We start from the raw sequence: 15,852 nt of genomic DNA on the forward strand, positions 1-15,852 counted from the left end.
GCTCATGGTTCCGACTACTACGGCCCATAGCGGACTTTCACCACCTAGCTAATACCCATGCCGGGCGCACTAAAAAAGCGGTACTATACATTTTCAAATTATGTATAATACCACTTTATTATTAACAATTATTTTATTTATAAGCAACTAACTTATTAGCATAATCATTAATCAAAGTTTCGTTTTGTTCATTATTGTAAATAGCGGTAAGTTCCTTCAGTGGAATAGCTTTCTCAACAAATTTCGAATGAGCAACATCAGTAGCTGTAGTTGGATCTACATATTTAATAAGCACCTGCCCGTCTTCAATTTCCTTAAAGTAGAACCAACTTGTTGGGTCACCCTTAGCAGTAATGAAACTGTAGCCATCATTTACGCCCGATGTAACTTTTCCATAATACATCGTATGGTTACTCAAACAATCCTTGAACCAATCAGCATTCTGATATAGACCGACTAGTGTTCCAAGATATTGAGTATAATTTACTCTATTAATACCATTTGGAATTAATGCTCCATCTTCATTAAAAAGATAAATTTGTCCATTAATATCTTGTTTACCAGTTACGGGATATCCATTTTCATCAAAATAAATTGTACTTCCTTCATACATAAGCCATTGATTGACTAACATCCGACCTTCACTATCAAAATAATGAATATGAGTATTAGAATCATCTTTATCTAAGAATTGGTTGGTGTAACGGGCTCCATCTGCACCAAAGTAATAGGTATTGCCCCAGTTCTTGTAGTAACGATTTTGGTACATTACCCCATCGTTATCAAAGTAATAGACTTTACCATCTTTAGTCAAAAATTGGTTGGTATACCGGGCTCCATCTACGCCAAAGTAATAGGTATTGCCCCAGTTCTTGTAGTAACGATTTTGGTACATTACCCCATCGTTATCAAAGTAATAGACTTTACCATCTTTGGTTAAAAATTGGTTGGTGTAACGAGCTCCATCTGCGCCAAAGTAATAGGTATTGCCCCAGTTCTTGTAGTAACGATTTTGGTACATTACTCCATCGTTATCAAAGTAATAGACTTTACCATCTTTGGTTAAAAATTGGTTGGTGTAACGAGCTCCATCTGCACCAAAGTAATAGGTATTGCCCCAGTTCTTGTAGTAACGATTTTGGTACATTACTCCATCATTATCAAAGTAATAGACTTTACCATCTTTGGTTAAAAATTGGTTGGTGTAACGAGCTCCATCTGCGCCAAAGTAATAGGTATTGCCCCAGTTCTTGTAGTAACGATTTTGGTACATTACTCCATCGTTATCAAAGTAATAGACTTTACCATCTTTGGTTAAAAATTGGTTGGTGTAGCGAGCCCCATCTGCGCCAAAGTAATAGGTATTGCCCCAGTTCTTGTAGTAACGATTTTGGTACATTACTCCATCGTTATCGAAGTAATAGACTTTACCGTCTCTTGTCAAAAATTGGTTAGTGTAGCGAGCTCCATCCGCGCCAAAGTAGTAGGTACTACCCCAATTATGATAGAACTTATTTGTAATTAATGAATTATTTGCATCAAAATAATAAAGTTGATTATCATTTGCAGTTAAAAATTGATTACGTAAAGGAATTATCCCCTGATTATTTACCCAGTAATCTTTCCCATTAACATTTAAACTTTTATTCTTTATTAAGGCACCATCGTTACCGAAGTAATAGGCATTTCCCCATCGAACCATATAACGATTATCCCAACGGGCTCCGTCTGCGCCAAAGTAATAAGTATTACCCCAATTATTATAAAAACCATTATCTAGCCGAGCACCATTAGGTTGAAAATAATAAGTTCGACCCCAATTACTATAGAAATCATTTTTAACTAGCTGTCCTTCTGAGTTATAGTAATACGTATTATTATTTATTGTTGGAAAAGTATTAGGAGCTCCTGTTTCAGGAATAGTTTGTTGTGCTACATCTTTATTTTCAGTTGCCTCAGGCTTAACCGGTGTCTGATTATCACTTTGAGTATCAGTTCCAGTACTATTATCATTACCTTGTAGAGGGTTAGTATTAGTAGGAGTTCCGGTAGTTAGAGTATCTGCAGCAGGTGTCTCATTATTAGGCACCATATCTGCATGCGCTATCGAACCTAGACTAATACCTAGCCCTAGCGAAATTGTAGCAACAGCAGCAACACACCATCTTTTACCGTTTTTATACATTTTAAAATGTTTTTTCATTACTATCCTCTCCAATATCCTCTTAAATACAGTTTCGATAATATTATATACCTTTATATTATTTTAGTTAATTTATTAAAACGATATGACAATTTATTGCTAACGTAATTCAGTGCTTTATTAAAGATAATTCTTTTTAGGCAATCGATTAATATACAGATTATAAAAACAAGAAACGAATAATATAATCCCATTAGTAAGTAAGATTGCCAATTTTGTATATATTGTTGAGAATTAATTAAATGTTTCCATAATATAATTCTAACGAAAGAATTATCATGAATTAGATAAACTCCAAACATCGAATTAGCTATATAATTAATAATAGATATTCGACCAATGTTAATATTCTTAAACATAACAAATAGCGTAACACCCATAAATAGTGAAAACGGATTATTCAATACTGCCATGTTTTGTGTTAAAACGTTGTACATATTCTTATTATTTAAACTAATTATTAACAAAATAGGTAAAATAGCTGAAATTATAAAACTAATACCTGTTATAAAAAGGCTGTTAGACCAATTAGGATTATATCTTCTTATATAACCAGCAATTAGGTAAAGTTCACAAAAATAATTACTTTCTGTATAATTTGTAAAATTAATATTATCAATTTTACCTGGAAAAATATTGCCAATTATTGCAAAAACATTCCAAATTAAGAATAAAAATGAAATTATTAACAATAATTTTTGTTGCGTAAAGTTATTTAAAATCATGTTTAAAATAGGCATTAAAAATAACATTACTATATAACTAATTACAAACCAGTAATTACTTGGTAAGGGAAATGGTAACCACATATCAACATTTTTTATTGGCTTAATATAATTTGGAAACCATGTGATTACTACATAATATATAACAAAGCTATAAAATATAGTTTGAATCATTAAATTAACTGGTCGATTAAAATTAAATTTCTTATCACTTAAAAAATAGGCCCCAATAAGCACAAATGCTACTACCCCAGCTTTTCCAATAATTAGCAAATAATTATACACTACTTGTACTGAGGCTCTATGCATATCAAATTGTTGTCCATTAAATGTACCATGATAAGCAAAATGATGAATCAAAATCATAAACATACTCAGTATTCTCAATAATTCAAAGTTAGATAATCGTTTATATTTTTTCAAAAGAATTCTCCCATAATTTATTTTTTCACAAAAAAAGACCGGTAAAGCAAAATCACTCTTTTGCTCAAGCCAGTCTTTTTATAACGTTAAACAGTTGTTACAGCACCACTACCATTATATTCTGCCGCAACTTGTCCCCAGGTTAAGTATGAATTAGCTCCATGTCCAAATGGGCCTGAACCTGAACTACCAGCTGGTGAATTAACACTATAGTAACAAGGATCATAAACATGGAAACGCCCATTGCTTATTCCAAGAATTACTTTTGCATGGTTACGCCATGCATAAGATGATTCATAAGCAGAGAAGCCATAATAAATTACAGGATGACCTGAGGCTACCCAGTTATATATTTGCGATAAACTACTTCCTGATATATCTCTTAATCCGCTATCCCATTGGCGACCATAGTTTACTAAATCTCTAGCAGGAATAATATGAGTAAAACCGCCACCAAATACTCCTCCTCCTTGAGGAAGGTGTGTATATGCATAGTATAGTGGTAAATTAATCCCTTTGATGCTTGTTAACATTTGTAAAGCAGCAACTGAACAACCTTCAGGAGCATAAATAGGAGTAAATTGGCTTTGATAACGTACTGAATTTAAGATTCCTTGATTGTTTGCATAGTAATCATTGCCAAAGAGCATTATAAAGCCATTCGTCAATAATGCACCATCATTTCCAAACCAGTAATTGTGTCCCCAATTATTATATAGCCGATTATCCCAGCGAGCACCATCACTTCCAAAGTAATAAGTACGACCCCAGTTGTTATAGAATCCATTATCTAAACGACTTCCATCCGCTTGGAAATAATAGGTACGACCCCAATTACTATAAAAATTATTATCTAAACGACTTCCATCCGCTTGGAAATAATAGGTACGACCCCAGTTGTTATAGAATCCATTGTCTAATCTGGCACCGTCTCCTTGGAAATAATAGGTTCGGCCCCAATTATTATAGAATCGGTTATCCCAACGAGCACCATCATCGCCAAAATAGTAAGTACGACCCCAGTTAGTATAAAATGTATCGGTATTCAACACACCACTGTCATTAAAGTAATATGTGTTTTGCCCAATAGTTTTTATTCCCTTAACTAATTGTCCATTATCATAATATGATTTTTTATCACTAGTCCAACCATTTACTACAGTACTCGAATTAGTAGAAGCCTGCGGAGCAATTGGTTGTTGTTTATTATTGTCTATTTCTGAACTAACTGTATCAGTTGTTTTGGATACATTATTGGCGCCATTAACAACGTTTTGCTGTTTTAGATCATTTTGTAAACTTCCAGAATCACTAGTTTGTTCTATAGAAGAATTGCTATGTTGATTACTATCTGTAGAAGCTACCGATACAGCCATACTAGGTTCAGATCCTGAATCGGCGCTAACTGTTTTTGCTGTAAATGTTGTTCCAGCAATTGTGAGTGCACTTAAAAATACATAACACCATATTTTCCCTTTTTTAAACATCTTATAGTGTTCCTTATTTTTCACTATTAACTCCCCCATATAATTAAAATTCTCTTTGATTATATACCCTAAACATCATTTTGTCTTTATAAAATCTAAATTTAATAAAGCACAGTATAATCATTAAATTTTTTTATCTTAAAATGATCCAAATTTACTGCTTGCATATTTAAATTGCCAGGAATAATATAAACTCCATTATCATTAAGAGTATGTAAATCTTTAATATCAAAATGCCACTTTCCAATTTTATTATAAGAGTTTATATCACGCCCACCAGCAAATATTTCTTTTCCTTTTTCTTTATTAAATTTGTAAGGAGACATTTTTGAATAAAATAAATAATATACATATTGACCCGTTCTTTGTGATAAAACATAACATTCTCGATCTTTGCTAACTTTACTTGCAAATTTAATTGCTTTTCCATAACTTGAACTATAAACATTCGACCACTGTGCAAAATCATTTCTTATTAAAGTTCGATTTTTTAAGTAGTTATAGTTAAAAAACAATAATCCCGTTATTGCGGCAATACTAAATCCCAACTTAGCATATGTTGTATTCAAAATCGAATTAACACCAAAAGCAGCAAATGTTAATAACACAATTATAACGCCATTAAGATGTGTCAACGTACTACTAATTAATAAGATTATTGGTAAAGTAGAAAAGGCTAGTATTAGCATTAAATAAGATAAAGTACTTTTGTTACCAATTAGATAAATTAAACCAATAATTACAAAAATAAACAAACCTAGAACTAAAGAATTCTCTCCTGGTCTACTAAACCATATCAATCCATCATTGCCAGTATTTACTAAAGTAACAAAATTAATTAAGTTATTGAAAATATTATTTATGGGATGAGACGTTTCACTAATAACAAATTGTGATGACCGACTACTAGCCAAATAAGGAATTGTAATATTTAATAAAACATAGCTTCTATGAGTAACATAGTTTCCTATAACAAATAACAATATAGGAAACATGCTTAGAGAATTAAAAATCAATCCTAATATTACTATTTTTAGCCTTTTAAACTTAACAATAAAAAATGCATAGAATAAAGGAATTAGCAGAAATAGCATTACCCAATATCCTGAATAACTATAAGCCATTAAGGTAAATAAAAAGGAGGAAAAAAGAAGTACGTAATCTTTTTTTACATCTGCATCAATCAAAAAGAAATTTCCAATTAATAAGATTAGTAAAATTGGAAGAAGCATACTTTCGATAGCTAAGCGATTAATATTTATCGTATATGGAACAAGAAATATAAAGTAATTTAATACTATTCGTAATTTTAATCTAACATTTGCTTTTTCTAATGCAAAATTAAAATAAATAATTGAAAACAAACTAAGAATAACAATTGGAAGTCTCACTGAAAATATTGACAAACCCAAAATCTTAATAAATGGAACAACTATAAGTGGATAGAGAATATTCATTCCACTGCCCCAAGCATATAAGTACATCGGATTTTTATTAAGTACTAAATCAACTCCCCAGTTGGCTAAACTATTACTATTCACACCAACCATTGCTTCGTCCATATTAATACCCATGTATGTAAAATAATAAATCCTATAAAAGGCAGCAATAAACACTAAAAAACTTAAAATAATTCTTTTATTTATAGTTCCATTGATAAATAAATTAAGTAGTACTACAAGTAATCCCGATACAATTATAGAGTTAAATAAATTCATATCTACCTACCTAGACCTAAAATATCTTTTTGTGCTATATATTAATAATGCTAACCACGTAATTATACTCATGTAAACAGAAATTTTATCTATAAAAGAAGGAATATACCTCACAGTAATTGGTAAATTTGAAGTATTTTTTATAGTAATTAAACTTGCTTTTTTCATATCATATTTTTTCATTTTATTTTTTTGATATACTTTGAGATTCTTATACTGAGCAACAGGCAACGTAATTTTATGTTTATTTCTAATATCATTATCAAAATAAACTATCCCGTTCGAAATAGGTCTAATATTTTTTAACTTTACTACCTTGCCATCTACAGTAGCCTTATGATTAATTATTTTATTGTAATCTTCCTTATTCATTTGTGGGGTATATTGATCTAACCACCAATTAGTCATATCATGTGATTTTGCTGAATATATCATGCCATTATAAAAGTTATTATTTTGATTCTTTCCAAGATGAGTAAATGTTTCAATACTCGAATACCAAGGCAACACGATAAATAGGATAGTTCCAATAAACGTGATCATTTTTAATCGAGTTTCTTTTGCATAGTTAATAACTCTTGTTAACATAAGTCCGGCTATTGGAGATAGCAGTATTGAAACAATTTCCAATAATCTAAATGGAAATTGAATAACTCTAATTGGAGTCGCCATAAAAATACTCCATGGAAAAATACTTGAGGAAACTAAAAATAACATTCCCCCACATATAACAAAAAATTTATTGACTAAATTTAATTGCTTAAATTTTATAATTCCCCAAAGAAATGCTAGCAACAAAACGAAACCAACATTTGAAACTTCCCACCAGTTTGAAACTTGGAAAACACTTAATAAATTTGAAAGGGAATTCATTAATAATGTTGACAAATTAGGCGCAAAACCTGGCATGTACGTAGGACTCGGTTGATTATAATTATTAAAGCTTTCCTGCTCCAAAAATGGAAAAATAAAAATTGCCGAACTGCACACAAATAAAAAGCACGAAAGAATTAATGCTTTTAATCGCTTAATATCTCTTACCCCTTTTATGCATGTAATAAAAATGATTATCAAAATACAAATGCATAAAAAGGTACTTAAGACATGCGATAGTAATGTGAATGATAAACCTATCGGTAAAAATACCCAATCTCTTCTATTTCCTACTAATATGGCATATAATCCATACATTGCTAGAGGTATAAAAGTCATACCAATATATTCACCCAAGGCAAAACGTGAAAAAGCATTTATTGATCTATAAGTGCAAAAACAATAAACAACACTGGTTAAAAAGCTTTCTAACTGTGTCCTTTTTAACTTTTTCATAACTACATATACATTAATCATCGTCAAAAAAGAAAAAAGCGACATTCCAATGTAAATTCCAGTTACATAATTTTTTACTAATAGACACGCTAATGCAAAGGGAATTAAAGTTAATTGTGGATAAAAAACTCCTAATAAATAAGCAGTATCCTTAAAATGATGAGAATATAAGTAAGGATACCAATTCCCTTCCTTTATATTATCTGTTAGTTCCTGAATTCTATTGATATGATAGGGCATATCTCCAGCAGAAAAAATAACGTGATATTGTTGAAGGGGAATAATAAAAATTATACTTAAAGTTATAAAAGAAAGTATAATTAGTAGTCTTAATATGGTTTCTTTATGAATAAGAATCCCTTCTCTACTTTTAATTTCTAATAATCATTTCTATAACTTCGCCGTTAGCTTCACATCTGGATACTTTTGCTTAAACCAATTTTCGGCGAATTGATTTTCAAATAAGAATAGTGGCTGATCATGGATATCCTTGACTAAGATATTTCGTGATGACGACATCTTTTCATCTAATTGGTCTGGATCAATCCACCGGGCAGTCTTAGTTCCCATTGGTTCCATCACAACCTCTGAATTATATTCATTTTGCATCCGGAACTTGAACACTTCAAATTGAAGCTGACCAACTGCACCAAGAATATAATCACCAGTAGAATAACTCCGGTAAAGCTGGACGGCCCCTTCTTGAACTAATTGATTGATTCCCTTGTGGAAGGACTTCTGTTTCATCACATTCTTAGCAGAAACACGGACAAATAGTTCTGGCGTAAATTGTGGCAACTTTTCAAATTGAATATCTTTTTTACCATTGTAAATAGAATCACCGATTTGGAAGTTTCCGGTATCGTATAAACCGATAATATCACCGGCAACAGCTGTCTCAACATTTTCACGGGTATCGGCCATAAATTCTGTCACATTTGATAACCGCATTGGCTTCTTAGTCCGTGATAATGTAACATCCATCCCCCGATCAAATTCACCGGAACAAATCCGAACAAAGGCAATTCGATCACGGTGACGAGGATTCATGTTAGCCTGGATCTTAAAGACAAAACCAGAAAATTCGGGATCAAGGGGCTTAACAACATCCCCGTCCTCAGTTTTGTGGTCACTTGGTGCAGGGGCAAACTGTAAGTAGGTCTCCAAGAAAGTCTGAACTCCAAAATTAGTTAAAGCAGATCCAAAGAAGACCGGTGTTTGGTCCCCTTTGGCAATCTTTTCTTGATCGAGTTCATTACCGGCAACTTCAACCAGTTCCATGCCGTCCATTGCATCTTGCCATTCACCATCACCAGCTAATGGGTTATCGCCCTTAACATTACCGTCTTCATCTAATGGTAAGTAAGGATTATTTTCATCAGCTGGGTGAGTCAAGGCAATACGATGGTTAAAGCGGTCATAGATTCCTTTAAACTGGTGACCAGAACCGATTGGCCAGTTGATTGGGTAAGTCTCAATTCCTAATACGTCTTCAACTTCATTTAAAAGGTCAAGTGGTTCACGGGCATCCCGGTCAAATTTATTCATAAAAGTAAAAATCGGGATTCCCCGCATCTTACAAATTTGGAATAACTTCTTAGTCTGCGGCTCGATCCCCTTCGCGCTATCAATAACCATCACAGCGGAGTCCACCGCCATTAATGTCCGATAAGTATCTTCAGAGAAATCTTCGTGCCCTGGAGTATCCAAAATATTGATCCGCTTACCTTGGAAATCAAATTGCATAACAGATGAGGTAACAGAGATTCCACGCTTCTTTTCAATCTCCATCCAGTCTGATTTTGCAAAATTACCGGTCTTCCGTGCTTTAACGGTCCCGGCTTCACGAACTACTCCCCCAAAAAGTAAGAGTTGTTCAGTAATCGTTGTTTTCCCGGCATCCGGGTGAGAAATAATGGCAAACGTACGCCGTTTATTAACTGCTTCAGCAAGTTCTTTTGGTGACATTAATTTTTTCCTTTCCTTATTTTATTCTCGTGAAATATCTCTACTATATTATTACACTTTTTTAGGAAAGTCTATTCTTAAAAAAGTTACAGAAAGTTTAAAGTATTGAGATATATTTGAACTTAGGATTAATTTTCTGCTATATTAATAAAGTTAGAACTTATTTTTATTGAGGTACTTAGTATATGGATAATAACAATAACAACGAATCGCGGGAACATTACCGTAAACGGATGGAAGAACGTATCCAACGTGACGTTAATGAACGCAAGCGTCGAGAACGCGAGGAAGCACACAACAGACATGAAAATCGTTTGCGACGAGAAGAAGAACAATCGTCACCCGATTATCAACCACCAAAAAAGCATCACTACCGAACGCCAAATTGGGTACGCGCTTTAATTGGGTTATTAATTTGTCTAGTAGTGGCCGGCGGGTTTTACGAATATCATAAAGTTCACTCAGTTGCCAAAGGGGTGTTTGGCGCTGGTGATGGAAAAATTAGTAAAAAGTTACAAAAAGGTGAACCAGTTTCCGTCCTGGCCATGGGAACAGATGTCGGGGCTTTAGATCGTGGTAACAAGGGTGGTAATACCGACTCTTTGGAACTATTTACTATTAATCCGAAAAAGAAAACAATTACTATGACTAGTATTCCTCGTGATATCCTAGTACGGGTTGAGACTAGTGATGGCCCTGATTACGTTAAAATCAACGCTGCTTATTCAATCAATGGACCAAAGCAAACTGTAAAACAAGTATCAGAATTACTTGATGTGCCGATTGATTACTATGCGGTTATTAACATGGGGGTTCTCGAAAAAGTTGTTAATTCCGTTGGCGGAGTCGAAGTTGATAACCCATTTGCCTTTGACTACGAAGGCCACCACTTCAAGAAAGGTAAACAACACCTTAATGGCGCAAATGCGTTGAAGTATTCCCGGATGCGGTATGATGATCCAAATAATGATTATGGTCGTCAAAAACGGCAACAACAAATTCTAAAGAGTGTCATTAATAAGTTCAAGGCTTCAGGTTCAATTGGTGCAGCTAACAAGATTTTAGATGCTGTTGGGGATGGCGTTAAGACCAATATTCCAATTGATGATATTGCGACCTTGTATGGTAACTACCACGGCGCAATGAACAATGTTAAGACCTACCATTTCCAAGGACAAAACGCAACGATCGAAGGAGTCTCCTTCCAGATTGCTAGTCCTAAAGAAATTAACCGGGTATCAAAACTGGTACGAGCTCAACTTGGCTTAAAGGCTAAGAACGTTGTTAACCACGAAACGAAGATGTACAAGTCACAACCACACTATAATGGCTACAATGAGACTGACTTTATCCTTCCTGGTGGTGCCAGTTACAATGATCCTGGTAGTGGTAATGGAAGTGATGAAGTTATTGGCAGCTCTCGTTCATCCCGACGGAGTACAAATGAGAATGAATCATCTTCAACATACACAGCGGGTAACAATGAAAGCTATAGTGAATCTCGAGCAGTTCCGACAACTGGAAATCAAACACCGACTGCTCCTATCCAGCATCATTATTCTACCCCTCAATACCACACTTATAATGGTTATCATTCAACTTATACCCATCCAACATATGGTAATCATTATGGATATACACATCGGTATTATTAATAAAAAAGCATTTTCGCAAAATTTGGACGAAAATGCTTTTTTATTATTCATTTTTAGTTTTATCAACAGGATGTTCAATTCGATAAATATCAAAGAAGTATTCACAAATAGTCTTGATAACGGCATAGAATGGAATACATAAAATCATCCCCCCGATTCCAGCAATATGGCCCGCAGCAAGTAATAACATAATGATTGTTAATGGGTGAATCTGAAGCGTTTTCCCGATGATATTAGGATAAACAATATTTCCATCAACTTGTTGAACAATAATCACCACCACAATTACCCAAATGATCTTATTTGGTGCCATCGTTAAAGCAACAAATAATGCTGGAGCAATCCCGATATAAGGTCCGATATATGGAATGATATTAGTCAAACCAGCAACAATTCCGAGAACAATTGCCAGCGGCTGACCAATAATAACGTAACCAATTGAGGTAAATACACCGACAAATAAACATTCAATCATTTGTCCAGAAATATAGGAAGATAGAGTTGAATTCATTTTACCAAGCAAGTCATTTACTTCTTTAGCATGGTGGGGAGAAAGCCATTTTTGAATACTTGGAATAAGTTTAGAACCATCCTTAAGCATATAAAATAGCATTACCGGAACAGTAATTGTTACCACTGTCACGTTCGTCAGCATACCAATGATATCCCCGACCCGTGTTGATAGGCCTTGCAAAACCTTTTGCGCATATCCTGCTAGTTGGTGATCAAACTGTCGGTAATATGCATTTAGATCCACATTTCGCAAGAATGAATGCTCAATTGTATCATTAATAAGGTGTTGAATTCCCGTGACTGTCTGCGGCATATTACGTACTAATGTTGAAATTTCCTTTACAACTGGTGGAATTAACATGGCAATTCCACCAACAACAATTACGATCAATAAAAGTACGATTAATAAGCTAGCAATCCCACGATTCATATGAAAACGCCCAATTTTGATCTTCATAAAAAGCTTTAAGACTGGATTTAGCATATAATATAGGAATCCCGAGATAATCAATGGAACAAAAACTACTGAGATAAATGTTAAAAACGGCTGAAAAATAAACTGAATTTTTGTACATATCCAGATTAGAGTTGCCACTGTTAGTAATAGCAACGGCCAAAACAGCCAATGATAAAATTTTTGCTTAGACATAGTTACTCCCTAAAAGAAAAAAGAATCAGTAAGTCTATTATAAAAGACTCACTAACTCTTTTAAATTATAAAATTAATTTTCTGTAACAGAATTTGCAGTCACGTGGTACGTATGACCATTTCCACTAACAGTCCAATTATTAGTACCATTCTGTGTAGCAGTATAACCATCAACAGAATCAATAGATGGTAAATCACTTGTTGATTGACCTGCAATTCCACGATTATTTAATTGATTACCAATATGTTCTTTAACAATGTTACGTGCATCAGTTGCTGTCATTGTAGCCTGTGAAGAAGTACTGGAGTTTTGCTTAACAGTTGATGTTGCACCCGCTCCACTTTCTACTGACGAAGTACCTGATACGGAATACTTCATAGATGAGGAGCTATTGGTACTTGTGGAAGAATCATTTTGAGATGAATTCGTCGCATCACTAGCAGATGAATTAGAGCCATCTTCCTTATTAGTAGTTGTCTTTTTATTAGCAACCTTATCAGATTTCTCTGTATGCTTTTTAGTTACCTTACTTGAAGATACATCCGAACTACTCTGTGAATTTTCTTGAGATGAACTACTTCCACAAGCAGCTAATGTTAACATTAATGATCCAGCTGCAATAGTAGCAAATAATTTTTTGATTTTCATTTATACTTTCTCCTTGTTATTCTTTATTTAGTTATTATAACAGATTTTTGATCTACTAAAAATTATAAAGTAATAAAGAAACTTGGCTTAAAGTATCGAGAATATCCAACTTTTACAACATCGCCTGGTTCTGGCGCATGAACATAGGAACCATTACCCAATGAAATAGCAACATGGTAAGGGGCACTATCACTACCAAAGAATAGTAGCGAGCCCTTAGGAGCATTCATAACATCACGTTGATGTGTACCGAGAGTGGCTTGTTGGTAAGTGGTTCGGTAGTTAGAACCTAATCCATATGCCCATTGAACTAGCCCAGAACAATCAAATCCAGCAGGAGTATTTCCCCCCCATACATACGGTACACCTCGTTGTGACAAAGCGCGATCAACTTTGGAATCTACATTATTCTTTTCTGACAAAATTCCTTCAGCATCAGCATGGTATTTCTTACCATTAACCGTTACATCACTATTTTGAATTAGAGCACCGTCATTACCAAAGTAGTATTGATGCCCCCAATTACTATAGATAGAGTTATCTAGTCGAACACCATCATCACCAAAATAGTAGGTATGTCCAAATGCATTCATGAATTTATTATCCCAACGTGCACCATCATCACCAAAATAGTAGGTATGTCCAAATGCATTCATGAATTTATTATCCCAACGTGCACCATCATCACCAAAATAGTAGGTACGACCCCAATTGTTATAAAAATTATTATCTAAACGGCTTCCATCCGCTTGGAAGTAATAAGTACGACCCCAATTGTTATAAAAGCCATTATCTAAACGGCTTCCATCCGCTTGGAAGTAATAAGTACGACCCCAATTGTTATAAAAGCCATTATTTAAACGGGTTCCATCTGCTTGGAAGTAATAAGTATGGTTATCTTGATCTAAAAAGTAATCTTTTTGTTGTTGTCCCTGATCGTTGAAGTAATATTGTGCACCATTAATATCTTGAACACCAGTGGCTTTTTGACCATTGCTGTAATAATAGGTATTACCATCTTGTTGTTGCCAACCATTTAATTGATTATCTGTAGCTTGTGGTGTTACTGCAACTGGATTAGAAGCTTGATTTCCATTGTTAGCATCTTGTTGTGGTGCTTGATAAGTGGTATCTGTACTTACTTCGTTTTGTTCATTAGTAACCGTTTGATCAGAAACTTCAACTTGTTGTGAAGTTACCGGTGTAGCAACAGTATCTGTAGTATCAGCATTTGCTACACTAGTAGTTGATACTCCAAAAGCAACTGCTACGGTAGCAATTGCCATGTAGCACCAATTTTTACCCTTCTTAAACATTTTGTAGTGTTTCTGTTCTTCCATTATTAATGAATCCTACCTTCCGTTTTTTCTTTCGATAAATTTAACGATTATTACTTTATCATAAAAAAAGAACTTATAGGCAAACTAAGGTACATTGTTAAGTAACAATAATGTTTGCAATAGTAATGTAATGAAAACGTTACATTTAAACTAAAAGACAACCTACACTATAAAAGTATAAGTTGCCATGTTATATATCTAAAAAATTATAAACTAAATGCTACACGATCATAACGTGTCAAGTCATAAGTATTAATAACATTTCTTAGAGAATTAGTATAAGTTGATGCAGTAGCATATCCATCGGCTCGAATTAAGTAAGTAGCCGTGTTAGCATCACGAACACCAATTAAGTTATGATACCGACTATTTTTAATTAAGAAATCAGTATGATCTTGAACACTGGCATTGTTATCTGGATAACGACGGAATGCATCGTTAATCAATACCATTCGACCACCATATTCTTCATATGTTGGCATATTGACTGACATACCATTATAACTACCTTTAATACCAAATAGATTATGGTACGTTGATGCTAGCGTTGATTTTCCCCATGCACTTTCTAAAATCGCTTGAGCTAATGTTAGTGAAGGTAAAATTTGATGCTGTGCCCATCCTTGAATTGCACCATTAACAATACTACCAATAAATGCATTATTTGAACTTAATCGACCTTGATTATCAAAGGTTAAGTCTCCATAGCCTAAGTTAATTGTAGTATTCGTGGCCCTAGATCCATCACTACCAAAATAATAAACATTACCAAAGGCGTTCATAAATCTATTATCCCATCGGGCGCCATCGTCACCAAAGTAGTAGGTACGACCCCAGTTATTATAGAAACGGTTATCCCATCGGGCGCCATCGTCACCAAAGTAGTAGGTACGACCCCAGTTACTATAGAAACGGTTATCCCATCGGGCGCCATCGTCACCAAAGTAGTAGGTACGACCCCAGTTACTATAGAAACGGTTATCCCACCGAGCGCCATCGTCACCAAAGTAGTAGGTACGGCCCCAGTTTGTGTAAAAATTATTATCTAAACGGCTTCCATCTGCTTGGAAATAATAAGTCCTACCCCAGTTACTATAGAACCCATCATTTAAGCGTGTTCCATCTGCTTGGAAATAATAAGTATGGTTATTTTCATTTAAGAAATAATTTTTTTGCTGTTGTCCTTGACCATT

General features: G+C 34.1%; 11 protein-coding genes. 1 reads left to right on the forward strand and 10 read right to left on the reverse strand.

The genetic code is table 11. The annotated features are described in order from the left end of the window. Window positions 1-133: 133 nt before the first annotated feature. From QOS06_RS09835 to QOS06_RS09860, 6 genes are all read right to left on the reverse strand, one after another. Window positions 134-2,203 (reverse strand): Lreu_0056 family protein, encoded by a 2,070-nt coding sequence (locus tag QOS06_RS09835; protein WP_283595965.1) that lies wholly within the window; start codon window positions 2,201-2,203, stop codon window positions 134-136. Window positions 2,204-2,256: 53 nt separating this feature from the next. Then, the gene (locus QOS06_RS09840; protein WP_087215970.1) at window positions 2,257-3,351 is read right to left on the reverse strand and encodes an acyltransferase family protein; all 1,095 of its coding nucleotides are present in this window, start codon (window positions 3,349-3,351) and stop codon (window positions 2,257-2,259) included. A gap of 86 nt (window positions 3,352-3,437) precedes the next feature. Beyond that, window positions 3,438-4,862, reverse strand: a complete 1,425-nt coding sequence (locus QOS06_RS09845; protein WP_283595966.1) for a KxYKxGKxW signal peptide domain-containing protein — start codon at window positions 4,860-4,862, stop codon at window positions 3,438-3,440. 77 nt (window positions 4,863-4,939) lie between these two features. Next, on the reverse strand, window positions 4,940-6,556 hold the full coding sequence (locus tag QOS06_RS09850; RefSeq protein ID WP_191338850.1) for a hypothetical protein: 1,617 nt from the start codon (window positions 6,554-6,556) through the stop codon (window positions 4,940-4,942). Window positions 6,557-6,562: 6 nt separating this feature from the next. Further along, entirely contained in the window at window positions 6,563-8,125 is a 1,563-nt protein-coding gene (locus tag QOS06_RS09855; RefSeq protein WP_191338851.1) for a putative glycosyltransferase family protein, read from the reverse strand. A gap of 150 nt (window positions 8,126-8,275) precedes the next feature. Beyond that, a complete protein-coding gene (locus QOS06_RS09860) occupies window positions 8,276-9,853 on the reverse strand; it encodes a peptide chain release factor 3 (protein ID WP_191338852.1) in 1,578 nt (525 codons plus the stop codon). A gap of 185 nt (window positions 9,854-10,038) precedes the next feature. Between QOS06_RS09860 and QOS06_RS09865 the strand changes: the two genes are divergently transcribed. Beyond that, on the forward strand, window positions 10,039-11,508 hold the full coding sequence (locus QOS06_RS09865; protein ID WP_191338853.1) for an LCP family protein: 1,470 nt from the start codon (window positions 10,039-10,041) through the stop codon (window positions 11,506-11,508). A gap of 43 nt (window positions 11,509-11,551) precedes the next feature. Here QOS06_RS09865 and QOS06_RS09870 read toward each other — a convergent pair whose 3' ends face one another. The 4 genes from QOS06_RS09870 to QOS06_RS09885 all read right to left on the reverse strand — a co-directional run. Further along, a complete protein-coding gene (locus QOS06_RS09870; protein WP_191338854.1) occupies window positions 11,552-12,670 on the reverse strand; it encodes an AI-2E family transporter in 1,119 nt (372 codons plus the stop codon). A gap of 73 nt (window positions 12,671-12,743) precedes the next feature. Continuing rightward, window positions 12,744-13,319, reverse strand: coding sequence for a hypothetical protein (locus QOS06_RS09875; RefSeq protein WP_087215988.1), 576 nt, complete (start codon window positions 13,317-13,319; stop codon window positions 12,744-12,746). Window positions 13,320-13,381: 62 nt separating this feature from the next. Next, window positions 13,382-14,659 carry an NlpC/P60 family protein gene (locus tag QOS06_RS09880; RefSeq protein ID WP_102816650.1) on the reverse strand — a complete coding sequence of 426 codons (1,278 nt, stop codon included), beginning with the start codon at window positions 14,657-14,659 and terminating at the stop codon, window positions 13,382-13,384. 206 nt (window positions 14,660-14,865) lie between these two features. Next, window positions 14,866-15,852: glucosaminidase domain-containing protein (locus QOS06_RS09885; protein WP_283595970.1), on the reverse strand; the 987-nt coding region annotated here is incomplete at its 5' end.

It is taken from the genome of Limosilactobacillus sp. DJ3M12 (genome assembly GCF_947381695.1).
GTDB classification, from domain to species: domain Bacteria; phylum Bacillota; class Bacilli; order Lactobacillales; family Lactobacillaceae; genus Limosilactobacillus; species Limosilactobacillus kinnaridis.

Bases quoted from the DNA above. Each gene is read 5' to 3' on its own strand.
- QOS06_RS09850 (WP_191338850.1), bottom strand. From the start codon at position 6,556: ATGAATTTATTTAACTCTATAATTGTATCGGGATTACTTGTAGTACTA.
- QOS06_RS09875 (WP_087215988.1), bottom strand. From the start codon at position 13,319: ATGAAAATCAAAAAATTATTTGCTACTATTGCAGCTGGATCATTAATG.
- QOS06_RS09865 (WP_191338853.1), top strand. From the start codon at position 10,039: ATGGATAATAACAATAACAACGAATCGCGGGAACATTACCGTAAACGG.
- QOS06_RS09855 (WP_191338851.1), bottom strand. From the start codon at position 8,125: ATGCCCTATCATATCAATAGAATTCAGGAACTAACAGATAATATAAAG.
- QOS06_RS09870 (WP_191338854.1), bottom strand. From the start codon at position 12,670: ATGTCTAAGCAAAAATTTTATCATTGGCTGTTTTGGCCGTTGCTATTA.
- QOS06_RS09860 (WP_191338852.1), bottom strand. From the start codon at position 9,853: ATGTCACCAAAAGAACTTGCTGAAGCAGTTAATAAACGGCGTACGTTT.
- QOS06_RS09880 (WP_102816650.1), bottom strand. From the start codon at position 14,659: ATGGAAGAACAGAAACACTACAAAATGTTTAAGAAGGGTAAAAATTGG.
- QOS06_RS09835 (WP_283595965.1), bottom strand. From the start codon at position 2,203: ATGAAAAAACATTTTAAAATGTATAAAAACGGTAAAAGATGGTGTGTT.